The 14,587-nt window shown below is 66.3% G+C and carries 10 protein-coding genes; 3 read left to right on the top strand and 7 right to left on the bottom strand.

Going from position 1 to position 14,587, the window contains the following annotated elements; genetic code table 11:
* Positions 1-49: 49 nt before the first annotated feature.
* The 5 genes from VI340_RS14175 to mutS all read right to left on the bottom strand — a co-directional run bounded on the left by VI340_RS14175 (position 50) and on the right by mutS (position 7,759).
* Positions 50-856: a LolA family protein gene (locus VI340_RS14175; protein ID WP_336358592.1), complete on the bottom strand. Its 807-nt coding sequence runs from the start codon at positions 854-856 to the stop codon at positions 50-52.
* A 141-nt stretch (positions 857-997) separates the two neighbouring features.
* Positions 998-1,843, bottom strand: a complete 846-nt coding sequence (locus tag VI340_RS14170) for an ABC transporter permease (RefSeq protein WP_336358591.1) — start codon at positions 1,841-1,843, stop codon at positions 998-1,000.
* Positions 1,844-1,862: 19 nt separating this feature from the next.
* Complete coding sequence (locus VI340_RS14165) at positions 1,863-2,879, bottom strand: ABC transporter ATP-binding protein (protein WP_336358590.1); 1,017 nt, start codon at positions 2,877-2,879, stop codon at positions 1,863-1,865.
* Positions 2,880-2,978: 99 nt separating this feature from the next.
* Positions 2,979-4,919 carry a hybrid sensor histidine kinase/response regulator gene (locus tag VI340_RS14160; protein ID WP_336358589.1) on the bottom strand — a complete coding sequence of 647 codons (1,941 nt, stop codon included), beginning with the start codon at positions 4,917-4,919 and terminating at the stop codon, positions 2,979-2,981.
* Between the two features lie 74 nt (positions 4,920-4,993).
* Complete coding sequence (gene mutS / locus VI340_RS14155; protein ID WP_336358588.1) at positions 4,994-7,759, bottom strand: DNA mismatch repair protein MutS; 2,766 nt, start codon at positions 7,757-7,759, stop codon at positions 4,994-4,996.
* A 136-nt stretch (positions 7,760-7,895) separates the two neighbouring features.
* Here mutS and VI340_RS14150 point away from each other — a divergent pair, with 136 nt between their 5' ends.
* Complete coding sequence (locus VI340_RS14150; RefSeq protein WP_336358587.1) at positions 7,896-8,288, top strand: nuclear transport factor 2 family protein; 393 nt, start codon at positions 7,896-7,898, stop codon at positions 8,286-8,288.
* Between the two features lie 7 nt (positions 8,289-8,295).
* Here VI340_RS14150 and VI340_RS14145 read toward each other — a convergent pair whose 3' ends face one another.
* On the bottom strand, positions 8,296-8,898 hold the full coding sequence (locus tag VI340_RS14145) for a class I SAM-dependent methyltransferase (RefSeq protein WP_008307349.1): 603 nt from the start codon (positions 8,896-8,898) through the stop codon (positions 8,296-8,298).
* 151 nt (positions 8,899-9,049) lie between these two features.
* On the opposite strand from VI340_RS14145, the gene VI340_RS14140 reads away from it, so the two are divergent.
* Positions 9,050-12,787, top strand: a complete 3,738-nt coding sequence (locus VI340_RS14140) for a glycoside hydrolase family 97 catalytic domain-containing protein (RefSeq protein ID WP_336358586.1) — start codon at positions 9,050-9,052, stop codon at positions 12,785-12,787.
* On the opposite strand, the gene hisA is transcribed toward VI340_RS14140, so the two are convergent.
* Positions 12,784-13,518: a 1-(5-phosphoribosyl)-5-[(5-phosphoribosylamino)methylideneamino]imidazole-4-carboxamide isomerase gene (gene hisA, locus VI340_RS14135; protein WP_008307352.1), complete on the bottom strand. Its 735-nt coding sequence runs from the start codon at positions 13,516-13,518 to the stop codon at positions 12,784-12,786. The two genes, VI340_RS14140 and hisA, sit on opposite strands and share 4 nt — an antisense overlap.
* Positions 13,519-13,628: 110 nt before the next feature.
* Between hisA and VI340_RS14130 the strand changes: the two genes are divergently transcribed.
* Positions 13,629-14,549 (top strand): hypothetical protein, encoded by a 921-nt coding sequence (locus tag VI340_RS14130; protein ID WP_336358585.1) that lies wholly within the window; start codon positions 13,629-13,631, stop codon positions 14,547-14,549.
* Positions 14,550-14,587 lie beyond the last annotated feature (38 nt).

Genomic DNA, 14,587 nt, shown 5'->3' with positions numbered 1-14,587 from the left:
CGGGTGTGGGGAACTGCCCGACTGCGTTCGGTCTGTCTGAACGACAATATTATGTAGCACATAACTGGCAGCGCAGGTAAAACCTCCTATCTGATGGTTCCGGAACGCTGACTGCTGTGTCGTCCGGGAAGTCGGGGGCAAACTCGTCATGGGGAACTCCGGTGTCGTAGGTGACGTTCGCAAACCTCGTCGTCACGACTGTGTGCTTCTCGTCTGCCGTCCAGGCAGTCCGCTGCTTGGCCGGGAAAAACCGCTGTGTGTCGACCCAGACGGTTTGCTCGTATGCTTTTGTCCCGTTTCTCGGCGTCACATGGACGACGTACGCTTCGCGGCCGTCAACCGGCTCCGTGCCCCGGTAGCTGACGGTCATCCCCTCGGTTGAGTTGACCGGCCGTCGCTCGCCTCGAGGGACAACGGGTAGTGGTTCAACTGACCGGGGGTCCGCTGTCGACTCGTCGAGTTTCGTGAAGAGGCGCTGTAGCCGCTCACCTCTGTCGGACTCAGTCTCGGAGAGGGGTATTCGTGTCGCCCTTCCACGACTGTCGTTGTACAGCCACAGCGTTGACCCGTCCGAGATCCGCACGTCATTCGCCTGTGACGTACTGTTGACGAGTACGAGCCGTCTCTTCTGGGTCCCCGGTTGGAGCGTCGCGTCGTAGGTTGTTCTGCTCGTAACTGTCCCGTTCTGTGAGACTATCGTCGTCTGGGTCGCGCTGACACCGTCTATCGACTCGTAGCGTTGCTGTACGTCCCTGTCGATCTGGGGTTGGTCGGCGGCGCCGTCACTCGCGAACACGAGCGACCACGTCGCAACAGCCAGCACACCAACGACGACCACTGTCGCAATGGTGGGCACCAGCCGTTCCGATGAGAGATATCGAGTGACCATTTGTGGGGTGCAGGGCAGAGGACCGCCCGACGCTGTGTGCGTAGCCCGAGCGAGAGTGTTACCTATCACATAACCGGCACCTCAAGTAAAACCTCCTGTCTACCGAAGTCAGTAGTCGCCGAGTACGCCGAGTCGTCTGGCCCGACGGGTCGTGTACTGGAACACGACGTACCCCAGCAGGACGTAGCCGGCCGGAACGCCGACCAGGAGCCCGAGGTCGATGGCCGAGAACTGCCAGAGTCGGGTCCCGTCGACCATCGCCCGCTGGAGGAGCGCGCTCCCGTGGGCCAGCGGCAGTACCCGCGTCCAGCCGAGTTCGAACACGGGCGCGGAGATGAGGATAATGAACCCGAACTGGAGCAGATTGAGCCAGTTCCCGATGCGCTTGTACAGCACCGCGACGCCGCCGGCAGCGAATCCCAGACCAAGCACCGACGCGATGGTCAGCGACGCGACGACGCCGACGGTCAGGACGTTCAACTGGAGCGTCGTCCCGGTAATCGCAAGCATCACCGCCAGCACCACCGTCGAGGTGATGAACGTCCGGACGACCTTCGCGACGCCCTTGCAGAACGCGACCGGCGCGAAGCCAAACGGCGTCATGACGTGGCGTTCGAGCGTGCCCCACTGGGCCTCGCTTCCGATGTCGTTCGAGATGGACTGGTACGCGCCGACGGAAAGCGACCACAGGAAGTAGCCGACGATGATGCCCTCGATGGAGTCGGTTATCGCCTGCCCGGCCAGCATCCGGCCGCCGTAGAACAGCAGGCCGAAGAAGAACACCGAGATGACGATGCCGCCGACGGCGTTGGCCGGATAGCGGACGAAGATGAGGTACTCGCGGTACAGCACCGCCCGCGCGAGGTCGAGATAGCCCGCCTGCATGGCGGCATCGACTGTCGGGGTATCGCTGCCGTCACTGTCGCCCGCGTGCGTGTCGGCGCTCGCAGTCATCTGTCTGGCTCCCCCTCCCTCATCGTTCCTGGCCCGTGATTTCGACGAACACGTCCTCCAGGTCCGGTTCGACCGTGCCGACAGCGGCAAGCGTCACGTCGTGGTCGCGACACAGCGCAAGCAGGCGGTAGAACCCGTCGCTGTCGGTCGCTACCTCGACGCGCCGGCCCCGCTCGACGCTCGTCACGTCGGCCACCTCGAAGCGCTCCCGGATGGTCGCAAGCAGGTCGTCGGTGATGTCGGGACTGGTGACGGCGAACGCGTTCGCGGTGAACTGGTCGAGGACGGCCGCCACGTTGTCGTCGGCGATGATCTCTCCCTCGTTCATGATGATGACCCGGTCGCAGACGTCCTCGATGACGTCCATGTCGTGGCTGCTGACGACGGCCGTGAGGTCGCGCTCGTCGACGATGCGGCGCAGTTCCCGACGCAGCGTCAGCGAGCTTTCCACGTCGAGTCCAAGCGTCGGCTCGTCGAGAAACACCAGATCGGACTCGCTGGCCAGCACACTCGCCAGCGACACCTTCTGTTTCATTCCGCGGGAGAGGTCCCGGACCGGCTCGTCGGCCTTCTCCAGGAGGTCGAGTTTCGCCAGCAGCCGCTCGTGACGGTCGGCGACGGCATCCGGCTTGACGCCCTTGATGGTCGAGAAATAGCGCAGGTTCTCCCGGACGGTCAGCCGCCAGTAGTCGTTTCGCGCCCCTTCGAGCATCCCGTCGACGTGGCGGTAGGCTGCCCGCGGGTTCTCGCTCATGTCGATGCCCTGGACCTGAATACTGCCGGCGTCCGGCAACACCAGCCCGAGAATCGATTTTATCGTCGTTGTCTTGCCCGCCCCGTTGGGTCCCAGCAGGCCGACAACGGTGCCTTGCTCGATGTGAAACGACACGTCGTCGACGGCCGTCACCGCGTCCGAACCGCTGCCGAACTGCTTTGACAACCCCTCGACGGCGAGTGCGGGCGTCGCTCCGTCCCTCGGCGCAGCCGACTGCTCGGCGGGCCGCGAGCCCCGCCGGGGAGGGCGCTGGGATGACATTACCCATACTGAGGGCTTCAGAACCAAAAGGCCAGTCACGTCCCGCAGTGGGCCTGCCGCAGATGTCGCTGGCCCACACTCGGCGACTGGTCTGCCTGCTCAGGCAGGTTCGAGCCCCGTTACCTCGAACCGCGCGCCGCCGGCCTCGCTCTCGGTGGCTGTGACCGTCCACCCGTGGACCTCGGCGATCCGCTTGACGATTTTGAGCCCGAACCCGGTCCCGTTCTCGCCGGTCGAGTAGCCCCCCTCGAACACCTGTTCGCGGTCCTCCGATGGAATGCCCGGCCCGTCGTCGGCGACGTAGAAACCGTGCCGATCCGTGTCTTCGACTGTCCCGACCCGCACAGTTAGCTTCTCCTCGTCGTGTTCCGCGGTGCGGTCGGACGGTGCCTGAGCGCGCGTGGATCCGTGTTCCACGCTGTTCCGGAGGAGGTTCGACACCAGCCGGCGGAGTTTCGCCGTATCAGCCCGGATCTGACGGTCGGTCTCGACGACGAGCGTCGCCCGGTCCCCCTCGACGGTCTGCCAGCACTCCTCGACGATGTTCGCGAGCGTGACGGATTCGAGGTCGGTCGCCGTTTCGCCGGCGCGTGCGAAGGTGAGGAGGTCGTCTATCAGCGCTCGCATTCGCTCGTGGGCACGCGACACCTCGTCGAGATAGTCGCTGTCGCGTTCTGTTCTGGCCAGTTCCAGATTCCCCTCCGCGACTGTCAGCGGGTTTCGGAGGTCGTGGCTGACGATACTGGTGAACTCGTCGAGGCGCTCGTTCTTCCGTTCCAGTCGCCGTTCGTACGCCCTGCGCTGGGAGATGTCCCGCCCGATACCCACGGTCCCGGCGACCGCTCCATCAGCGTCTGTCAACCGGGTGCCGGCAAACTCGTACGGAATCCGCTCTCCATCGGCAGTCAGAATCTCGGCTTCGAGAGTTACTCGGCCGGTGGTTCGCGTCTCGTCTATCGCTGCTTCGACTGCCCCGTGCTCGTCATCGGGGAAGAAGTCAGCGACCGCCATCTCGCCGATTTCGTCGTCGCTGTATCCCGTGACTTCGGGGATGCGCTCGTTCCACCGCCGAAGGCTGCCGTCCGTGCCGATGACGTAGAACAGGTCGTCGAGCGTATCCAGCGCCTGGTCGATGAACTCGCGTTCCTCGCGGAGCTGGCGATCACGGTCGAGACGGTTAAGGGCCGCCGTCGCGTGGACCGAGAGCGTCCGTGCGAGTGTGACGTCCGTGTCGTCGAACGCACTGACCTCGCTCGACCCGATGAGGAGGACGCCGTGGTCCCCGAGCGGAAGGATGAGCTCGCTGCGGATGTCCGTCTCCGGATTGTACCGGTCCGGGCTCGACGTGATATCGTCGTGGACCCGGGCCTCGCCGGTTTCGAAAGCCTGCCACGCGAGCGCTTCTCCGGCCTCGAACACCGGGGGCGTGCCGATGAGCGCCTCGACCTGTTCGGTCCAGGCGACCGGATACAGGCTGTCGCCGTCAGCGAAGTGGACGCCGTTGGCCGGCATATTGAGGATGGTTCTGGCGGTGTCCACTGTGACTTGGGCAACCGCATCCTCAGTCGTGGCTCGCATGAACGCCCTGGCGGTGGAGTGTAGCTCCTCGATAGCGCGCTCGCGTCGCGTGTTCTGTGCGTGTTCGATGTTGTCGGCTGTCCGTTCGACGGCGTCGACGACGGTGTGTGCGAGCCGTGCGTACGGCTCGGCGCCGCCGTCGACCCGGAGATACTCGGTGACACCGGCGGAAATCGCGTTGCTGGCGGCTGCTTCGCTCCCCTCGCTGGTGAACAGGATGAACGGCAGGTCCGGCGCTCGCTTGCGGACCGCGTCGAGGAACTCGACGCCGGTCTGCTCCGGCAGGTCGTAACCGGCAACGACACAGTCGAACGCGTCGCTGTTGAGCCGTTCGATGCCGTCGGCAACGCTCGTCGCTGTCTCGACCGTGATGCCACAGTGCTCCTGTTCCAGAGCGCTCGTGGCCGCTTCGACGACAGCCGGGTCGTCGTCGACGTGGAGAACGCGGATCCGGTCGGTCATTGCCTTCTAGCAGTGACAACTCCCGTATACCCTTTCGGGCGTGAGTATCTCCGTTGAAAATCGGGTGACGTCTGCTACTCGTCGTCCAGTTCGGCCTGCCACTCCTGTACCTTCGCCATCAGCTCGACCGGCGGCGTCTCGTTGACATCTAGTTCGGTCAGCTCCGAGAGAACGGTCTCCGTCTCAGGGTCGAGGGACGCTGCCGCCTCGTCGCCGTCAGGGGCCTCGGCCGCGGCCTCCCCGGTCGCGTGTTCGGGGTCACCGTCGGTCGCGACCGGCTCAGCCGTCGAACCGGCTGATGTGTTCGACGACTGAGCCGTGCCGTCCCTGAACTGCCCCGAATCCAGGTCGAACACGGCCTGCGTCGTCCCGCCGTCGTCCCGCTCGCTGCCCCGAATCTCGATAGCTTTGTCGTCGCGCAAGCGGTCGAGCACCTCCTGTGAGCGACTGACGACCGGCTCGGGGACGCCAGCGAGGTCGGCGACGTGGACGCCGTAGGAGCGGTCGGTCGGCCCGTCCCGGACCGTTCGGAGGAACGTCACGTCGCCGTCGCCCTCCGCGGACCGCGGCTCGCCGTCGACCGCGACGTGGACGTTCTCGACGGTCGGCAATTCCTCGCCCAGCGCCGTCAGTTCGTGGTAGTGGGTGGCAAACAGCGTCTTGGACTGAATGGAATTGACGATGTACTCCGTCGCCGCCCAGGCGATAGAGATGCCGTCGAAGGTAGCCGTCCCGCGGCCGACCTCGTCCAGAATCACCAGCGATTCGTCGGTGGCCGAGTGAAGGATGTTCGACAGTTCCTGCATCTCGACCATGAACGTCGAGCGGCCCTGGGCGAGTTCGTCCAGCGCGCCGACGCGGGTGAAGATGCCGTCCACGAGGCCGACCGTCGCCGACCGCGCCGGCACGAAACTGCCCACCTGGGCAAGCAGCGTGATGAGCGCCGCCTGACGCATGTACGTCGACTTCCCGCTCATGTTCGGCCCGGTGACGATGAGGAACTGCCGGTCGTCGTCCATGTAGAGGTCGTTCGGAACGAACTCGGTGGTCTGCTCGACGACCGGGTGGCGGCCGGCCTCGATAGAGAGTTCGTTGCCCTCGACGACCGCCGGCCGGGTCCAGTCGTTCTCGACGGCGTGGACCGCGAGCGACGCGAACGCGTCCAGTTCCGCGAGTGCCCGGCCCACGTCCTGCAACAGCGTCGCGCGCTCGGCCACCCGCTCTCGGAGTGCCTGGAAGCGCTCGTACTCCATGTCGTGGCGACGTTCCTCTAACCGGAGCACGTCCCGCTCCTTCTCGTCGAGTTCGGGCGTCGTGTAGCGTTTGGAGTTCTTGAGCGTCTTGATGTGCTGGTAGCCGTCGGGGACCGCGTCGGTCTCGCTCTTGCCGACCTGGATGTAGTAGCCGTCGGTCTTGTTCCGGTCGACCGAGAGGTGGGTGATGCCGGTCCGCTCCTTCTCGCGGTCCGGCAGCGTCTCCAGCCACTCCAGCGCGGCCTCGTGCTCGTCGATGATTTCGTCGAGGTCGTCGTCGAATCCCCGTTTGAACAGCCCACCCTGTCGGACCGTCCCCGGCGGGTCCGCGACCAGTGCACTGTCGAGTTCCGCGGCCAGCGCGTCGGCCGCCTCGCGGTCAGCGCCGTCGAGAGCGTCGGCAAGCGGCGATTCGGCCAGCCGCTCGGTCTCGGTGACGGCGTCGGCGACCTGCCCCAACAGTGCCAGCGTCTCCTCGACCGCTCGCAGGTCCCGCGCGTCCGCACTCCCGGAGGTGGCCCGGGCGGCCAGCCGTTCGAGGTCGTAGGCGTCCGACAGCGTCTCTCGAATCCGCTCGCGGGCCATCGCCGCCTCCGACAGCGCCGCCACGCAGGACTGCCGACGCCGGAGTTCGGCCCGGTTGCGCCGGGGTCGCTGGAGCCACTGCTGGAGCAGTCGCCCGCCGGCGGCCGTGACGGTGTGGTCGATGGTGTCGAACAGCGACCCCGAACTGTCGCCCTGCATGGTCTCGGTGAGTTCGAGGTTGCGCTGTGTGGTCGCGTCGAGGTCGACGTGGTCGCGCTCGCCGTACGCTTGCAGGCGCGTGACCGCCGCCAGCGTTCCGACGCCGGTGTCCTCGACGTAGGACAGCACCGCACCGGCGGCCTGTACCGCCACGTCCTGGTCGCCGATGCCGACGCTGTCGACCGTCTCGCCCCCGAACTGCTCGCGGACGGTGTGGCTCGCCCGTCCCGGCTCGAACGATGCTGAGTCGTGCAGCGTCAGTGCCGCGTCCGTCCGCTCACGAAGGCGGTCCAGAAACTCGTCGTCGTTGCGCAGTTCGGGTCCGGGAAGAATCTCGGCCGGCGCGAACGTGTACAGCTCCGTCAGCGCCTCGCCCGCGTCGGCGTCGTCCAGTTGCGTGACCTGGAACTGGCCCGTGGTCACGTCCGTCGCGGCGATGCCGTAGGTGTCACCGCCGTCCCGGCTGGCCTCTCGGACGACCGCGGCGAGGTACTGCGCCGACTCGTTGCCGGTCTCCAGATGCGTCCCGGGTGTGACGACCCGCGTTATCTCGCGGGCGTGGCCGTTCTCGGTCTCGTGCTGGTCGGCGATGGCGACCCGGTAGCCCCGCTCGACCAGCGCAGAGACGTACGGCGTCAGGTCGTCGACCGGCACCCCCGCCATCGGGTACGACGAGCCATGGGAGGACTTCTGGCTCACCTTCAGGTCGAGTTCGTCGGCGACGATTTCGGCGTCCTCGTCGAAAAACTCGTAGAAGTCGCCACACTGCATCGCCAGCAGGTCCGCGTCGGTCCCCTCCTTGAGCGTGAGGAACTCCCCGACGATTCCCGTCGCCTCTGTCATACACGTCCGTGTGGCCGTCCGCGGCGTAAGGATTGCGGGTCCGGTGTGAGGAGCAGTAATTAAACCGGGACTGGTGTCTCGAACAGCCAGAGCATCGGGTATATCAGTGAAGTGCCTGGCCGCTGTACGGAACCACATGAACGCAAGCGAGACTATCGAGGCCTACTACGCGGCGCTCCGGGCCGGCGAGCCGCTCGGTCCCTTCTTCGCCGACGACGCGGACCGCTCGGTCGTCAAGTTCGGCATCTCCGAACAGCTGGTCGGGACTGACGCCACCACGACAGGCCTACAGGAGCAGACCGAGACGACGAGAGACTGGACCGTCGAGAGCCGTGCGCTCCGAGTGACCGAACGCGAGGGCTACGCATGGTTCAGCGACGCCGTCGACCTGTGCTGGCTCGACACCGAGGCCGGGGTCCGCCACGAGTACGACACGCGCTGGAGCGGGACGCTGGAAGCCACCGGTGGGGCACGCGAGTGGCAGTTCGTCGGGATGCACGTCAGCACGGCCGACGACTTGGGGGAGTAGGCGGTCGCTAATCGCCGTCGAGCGTGGCGAAGACGAACTCGCTATCGCTCCCGAGGGGGTCCGTCGCGGTGACCGTCTCCGTCTCGCTGAAGCCGGCGTCGGCCAACTGGTCGAGGGTCGTTCGCCGACCCGGTGCTGAGAAGAACATCGACCCGCCCATCCAGCCGCGCCGGACGGTTTCGAACTGGCCGCTCGGCAGCGTCATCAACACAGTGCCGCCCGGCCGGAGGACGCGGGCGAACTCCCGGTAGACTTCCGGGTGCTGGTCTCGCTGGACGTGAAAGACGGCGTGGTAGGCCGTGACGGCGTCCACGCCGTCGGTCGCAATCGGGAGCGCCGTCATATCCCCCTGAACGAGACGGCTGTCCGGCACCGTCTCGGCGGCGAGGTCCAGGCCCACACGCGAGAAATCGAGCCCAACGCTGTTCGACGGAAGATTCGCAAGCGTTCGCGCGCCGTCGCCACAGCCCACGTCGAGGACTGTCGGCGTTTCGGGGAGCCGTTCGAGCAGGTCGTCGAGCAGGGCTGCGTCCGACCCGCTCGGGTCGCGCCGTTCGGCGTAGGTCTCAGAGACGCTGTCCCATGCGCGACGCACCTCGTTGCGGTCCATATCTACATTATGGGTGCGAGCCGGATAGGCGTTCAGCCACCCCTCATTTCGGCTGCAACGCGATATTCCGATGGTGTTCACTGCCTCACTGACCAACTGGTACGTAATTCTAGGTGAACTTTTATTATTGACCCGTGGCAGGAACGACTCGATGTTTGAAGAAAGATCACAGCCTAAATCAAAACCGAGCCGAAGACAGTTCCTCGGTGGGATTGGTTCACTCCTCGCCGCGTCGGCGTTCTCGGTCTCCGTCTCCGACGACGCTGCCGCACAGGTGACAGCGGGCGACGACTCGGCCACACGGACTGTCTCGTCGCCCGACGGGACAGTCACACTCACTGTCGATGTCAGCGACGGTGTGCCAACATACGAGGTTGCACACGACGGGACGACGCTCATTGGGGCGTCGGAACTGGGCTTCGAGTTCCGGAATCAGGATGCCTTCGCCGCTGGCCTGACAGTCACCGGGAGCGAGCGGACCGAGGTCGACACCAGCTGGACGCCGGTCTGGGACCGTTACGACGAAATCACCGAGCGGTACACGGAACTCCGGCTGGGGGTCGCGGAGTCGGCCGGGGCGGAGCGGTTCGGGACGCTCGTCTTCCGGGTGTTCGACGACGGCGTCGGCTTCCGATTCATCTTCGGGGAGCCCTTCGGCGACCAGTTCGTCGTCACATCCGAGCGGACCGAGTACAATTTCGCCGGGGACTACACCTCGTGGTGGATTCCCAACGACTACAACAACTTCGAGGTGGAGTACGAGGAGACGCCGCTGAGCGAGGTGGCCGGCGAACTCGACGGCACTGGCTTCGACGGCGTCCACACGCCGATGACGATGCGAACCGACGACGGCCGTCACCTCGCCGTCCACGAGGCCGACCTCACGGACTACGCCTCGCTCGCGCTCACACCGTCGGACGCCGGTGACACGACCTTCCAATCGACGCTCGCGCCGCTGCCCGACGGGACCAAGGTGTCGGCGTCGGCCCCGCACGTCACCCCATGGCGAACAGTTCAGGTGGGGACCAGCGCCGGCGACCTCGTCGAGTCGAATCTGGTGGTGAACCTCAACGAAGACTACGACGAGGAGGTGTTCACGCAGGGCGTCGACTGGATAGAGCCCCAGAAGTTCATCGGCGTCTGGTGGCTGATGATAACCGGCCGCGCCGACTGGGAGTACACCGGGGAGACCTCCGGCAACCACGGCGCACAGACCGGCCGCGCCACGCAGTACATGGACTTCGCCAGCGAGCACGACATCCCCGGTGTCCTCATCGAGGGCTGGAACGAAGGCTGGTCGAGTTATCCCGACGGCGGCGGGAGGGCCTTCGACTTCACCGAGCCGTACCCGGACTTCGACCTCGAAGCGGTCACGAGCTACGGGGCAAGTCTCGACCCACCGACACAGATGACGATGCACAACGAGACGGCGGGTGGCTTCCGGAACTACGAGTCACAGCTAGACGAAGCCTTCTCGCTGTACGAGGGCCTGGGCATCCGGACCATCAAGAACGGCTACGTTTCGGACAGCGGCGGCCTCGCTGGCGACGACTTTAATCACCACAATCAGGTGCTGGTCAACCACCACACGCTGGTCGCCGAGACCGCGGCGGCCAACCGCCAGATGCTCGACATTCACGAGCCGATTCACCCGACCGGCCGCCGGCGGACCTACCCGAACCTGATGACCCGCGAGGGGGTCAAAGGCCAGGAGTACGACTCCTTCGGCGACGTGAGCCCCGAACACCACGTCACCTTCCCGTTTACGCGGATGCTGGGCGGGCCGGTCGAGTACACGCCGGGCATCTTCGACATGGACTCGGGGTCGGGCGGCATCGAGACCACCCGCGCCAAGCAACTGGCAATGTACCCGACGTACTTCAGCGGCCTCCAGATGGCCGCCGACCTACCCAGTTCCTATCTGGCCGACCAGCCGTCGACGGCCGCCGTCGGCGAGGTCGCCCAGGCCGAGTGGGGCGACATCGAGGGCTTCTCGACGGCCGCCCGCTGGGCCAACGCCCAGGGCGAGCAGTACGTCGCCATCGACCCCAACAGCGCCGCGCCCGGTGCGACCGTCTCCTGGGCTGTCGAAGGTGCGAGCGAGGGCGAGTATGAGGTTCATTTCCGGTACGCCAGCGACGCCGAGGAGAACGCCGTTTCGCCGGACACCGACCGCACCGCGACGGTGCTGGTCGACGGCAGCGAGGCCGGCCAGCTAACGTTCCCGCCCACCGAGTACTGGGACGTCTGGGAGACCGTCTCGACGACCGTCTCGCTGTCGGGCGACGAGGACGAACTCGCCCTCTCGCTGACCGCCGAGGACACCGGCGGCTTCAACCTCGACTCGATGGCGGTCACCGCATCCGGCGAATCGATGCCCGAACCCGAGACGCCGCCCATCCGCGGCGAGACCGTCGAGGCGTTCCAGTTCATCGAGGACGTTCCGGCCGCAGGCTGGGACGACACACGCGTCCTCGACGCCGAGATCGGCGATTACATGGTCACTGTACGGCAGAAAGGCGAGGAATGGTATCTCGGCGCGATGACCGACGAGGGCGGCCGCGCCGTCGACGTACCCCTGGAGTTCCTCTCGCCTGCTTCGGACAGCAACGGACAGGGGCCGGGGAACGACAACGGCGAGAAGAACGGGACGAACGAAGCCGGCGGCAACGGCAGGAAGAACGGCACGGGCAACGGTAACGGCCCCAGCGGCCCGAAGTACGTCGCCGAAATCTACGCCGACGGCATCGACGCGGCCTACGACGAGAACCTGACCGACGTTCGCGTCGACGAGGCAATCGTCACTCCGGGGACGACCCTGCTCGCGTCGATGGTCGGCAGCGGCGGGACGGCCGTCCGCTTCCGACGCGCGACGGGGCAGGAAATCAACGATCTGCCGGCGTACGAGCGGCCAGCACAGGACTTCGACGTCACCATCGGCGACGAGGTGTTCATCCAGGAGCCGTTCATTCGGGCCACCGGGCGCAACGACGGGGCGTTCATCGGCGGGACCACGGTGACGCTCCGCGTCGGCGGCGAGACTGTCAGGACAGAGAACGTCCGCTTCCCGCCCAACACAGGCGACGCCACCTACGAGTTCGGCTACAGCATCGACGCGGCTGGCGAGTACGAGGTGACGGTCACGCTCCCGGACGGGACGACGCTGGCAAGCGGAACGGTGACGGTCAAGCCGCCCGCGACGGTGGCCGAACTCGCCGACCCGTCCGGCGACGACACCGGCCCCGGCGAGTACACCTACCCGACCAGCGACGACTTCGAGTCGGGCGCGTTCGATCTGGAGTCGGTGACTGTCGAGCAGACGCCGAGCCTCCACCGCTTCACCTTCGAGGTGGCGACCCTCTACAACGCCTTCGGCAGCAGCCGCGGCTTCTCGCCGCAGTGGTTCGTCCTCTGGCTCCGGGACCCGAGCGCCGACAGCGGGTCGACGACCAGCCTCGACGACCTCGGCGCGACCGTCGACTTCGAGGCCCCGTGGCAGTACCGCATCGAAATCAGCGGCTTCTCCAAGAGCGCGGTCGACGCCAGCGGTGCGGCGCTGACCGACGACGACGGGGAGGCGGTCTCACTCGGTGAGGCCGTCGACGTAGATGCGGGGACGGTCACGCTCTCCCTCGACAGAGAAGCCGTCGGCGGCGCGGACGCGGCGGACCTCGAAGTCGTCGCGATGGTGCAGTCGGAGGACCGCGGGTCGCTACGGCCCGTTGCCGAAGAAGCCGAGGCTTACGTCTTCGGCGGCGCGAAGCCGGATGCGGTCGAGAACGCCCCGCGAATCATGGACCTGACGACGCCCGAGGGAGTGAGCCAGTCCGACGCGCTGGCCTACAGCGCCGACTCGCGGGCGACGCTGCCGTTCGTCCCGCTCGATTAATCCTCGGCGAGCGCGTCGATCGCCGCGTCGAGCGTGAACTGCCCCTCGTAGAGCGCGCTGCCGACGACGACGGCGGCGGCCCCGGCCGACCGTAGCGATAGCACGTCGTCGATGGTCGCCACGCCGCCGCTTGCGATAACCGGGATGTCGACGCTGTCGACCAGCCGGCGGACCGGATCGGTCCGAACCCCTTCGAGCTGCCCTTCTACGTCCACGTCGGTAAAGAGGATGCCGCCGGCCCCGAGGTCGGCGTACCGCTCGGCGGCTTCCGCGGGGTCCAGACCGGTGCCTTCAGTCCATCCGGAGACGACCACCTCGCCGTCCTTCGCGTCGAGGCTTACCAGCACACTGCCGGGGTGTTCGTCGCTGATTTCGCGGACGATCTCCGGCGTCTCGACGGCCGCCGTGCCGAGGATGACGCGGTCAAGCCCGCGGTCGAGCAGCGAGATGGCGTCCTCGGCGGTCCGGATGCCGCCGCCGAGTTGCACGCCCACGTCGTCACCCACCGCGTCGAGGACGGCGTCGATGGCCGCCGCGTTCTGTCGCTCGCCCTCGAACGCGCCGTCGAGGTCGACGAGATGAAGCGTCCGCGCGCCGGCGTCGACCCACCGCTGAGCGGCCTCGACCGGATCGCCGTAGGTCTTTTCGGTGCCGCGTTCGCCGCCGACCAGCTGGACCACCTGTCCGTCCTGCATGTCGACTGCGGGGACGACCTCGAATTCGGGGAACATGGCCGGTGGTCCGGCGGCGGCCGTCGAAAGCGTGTCGGTCCGATACGTGCGGACGGCCGTCTCCCTCCAGTGACCCGCATCCTTTTAAGCCGTGATAGGGAAGGTTCGCCATGGTTACTGCCACACTCGTCCTCACACCGCTTGCCCGTCGGCTCGAAGCAATCATGTTCGGGCGGTACGAGCGCGAGTACCGGCTGTTCGAACAGGCCGTACTGGTCACCGCCGTCGGCCTGGCGCTGGCCTGGGGTTTGGCTTCCTTCGGTGTCCTGCCGCTGGGTGCCGGCACGACGTCGGTGCTCGCGACTGCCGCGAGCGTCGCCATCTCGGCATTCGTCGTCGTCGGCTTGCTACAGTTCCTCGTCCTCGCGAACGTCCTCGAACGGACGAACGAGGACGTCGCCACGAAGGCCGCTGAACTCGAAGAGGCCGCCGAGCAACTGGAAACGACAGCCGAGGAGCTAGAGACGACCGCCGACGAGGTCGAAAACGCCGCCGAGACGGTCGACGAGGCTGCCGAAGATGTCGAACAGACCGCGGACGAAGTCGAGCAGACGGCCGGCGAGGTCGAGCAGACAGCGGACGAAGTGGAGGAGACCGTCGACGAGGTCGAGCAGACAGCCGACGAAGTCGAGCGGACGGCCGACGAAGTCGAACAGACTGCGACCGAGACCGGCGACGAGGACGCCGCCGAGAAGGTGACCGAAGTCAAGGACAAGACGACCGAAGTCAAGGACAAGACGACCGAGGTGAAGGACAAGACGACCCAGGTCAAGGACAAGGCGACGGACGCGAAAGACCGGACGACAGAAGTGAAAGACAAGACCACCGAGGTCAAAGACAAGACCAGCAACGCGAAGCAGACCGCCGAATCGGTCACCGACGAGGTTGAAGCGGCCAAGGAAACGGCAAACGAAGTCGAGGAGACCGCAGCGGAGGTTGAGGAGACGATGCCGGCTGACGACGAGCACCTCGCGGAGGAGGGTGGCAAGTCCGACACCGACGAGGGTAGATCGGACGAGCGGTCGTCGTAGCGGCGGTCGCCGTCGCTTGGCGCAGTACCCGTTCGGTA

The sequence above is a fragment of the Haloarcula sp. CGMCC 1.6347 genome (assembly GCF_037078395.1).
GTDB lineage: Archaea > Halobacteriota > Halobacteria > Halobacteriales > Haloarculaceae > Haloarcula > Haloarcula amylolytica.
This window is presented reverse-complemented; position numbering and strand designations above follow the sequence as displayed.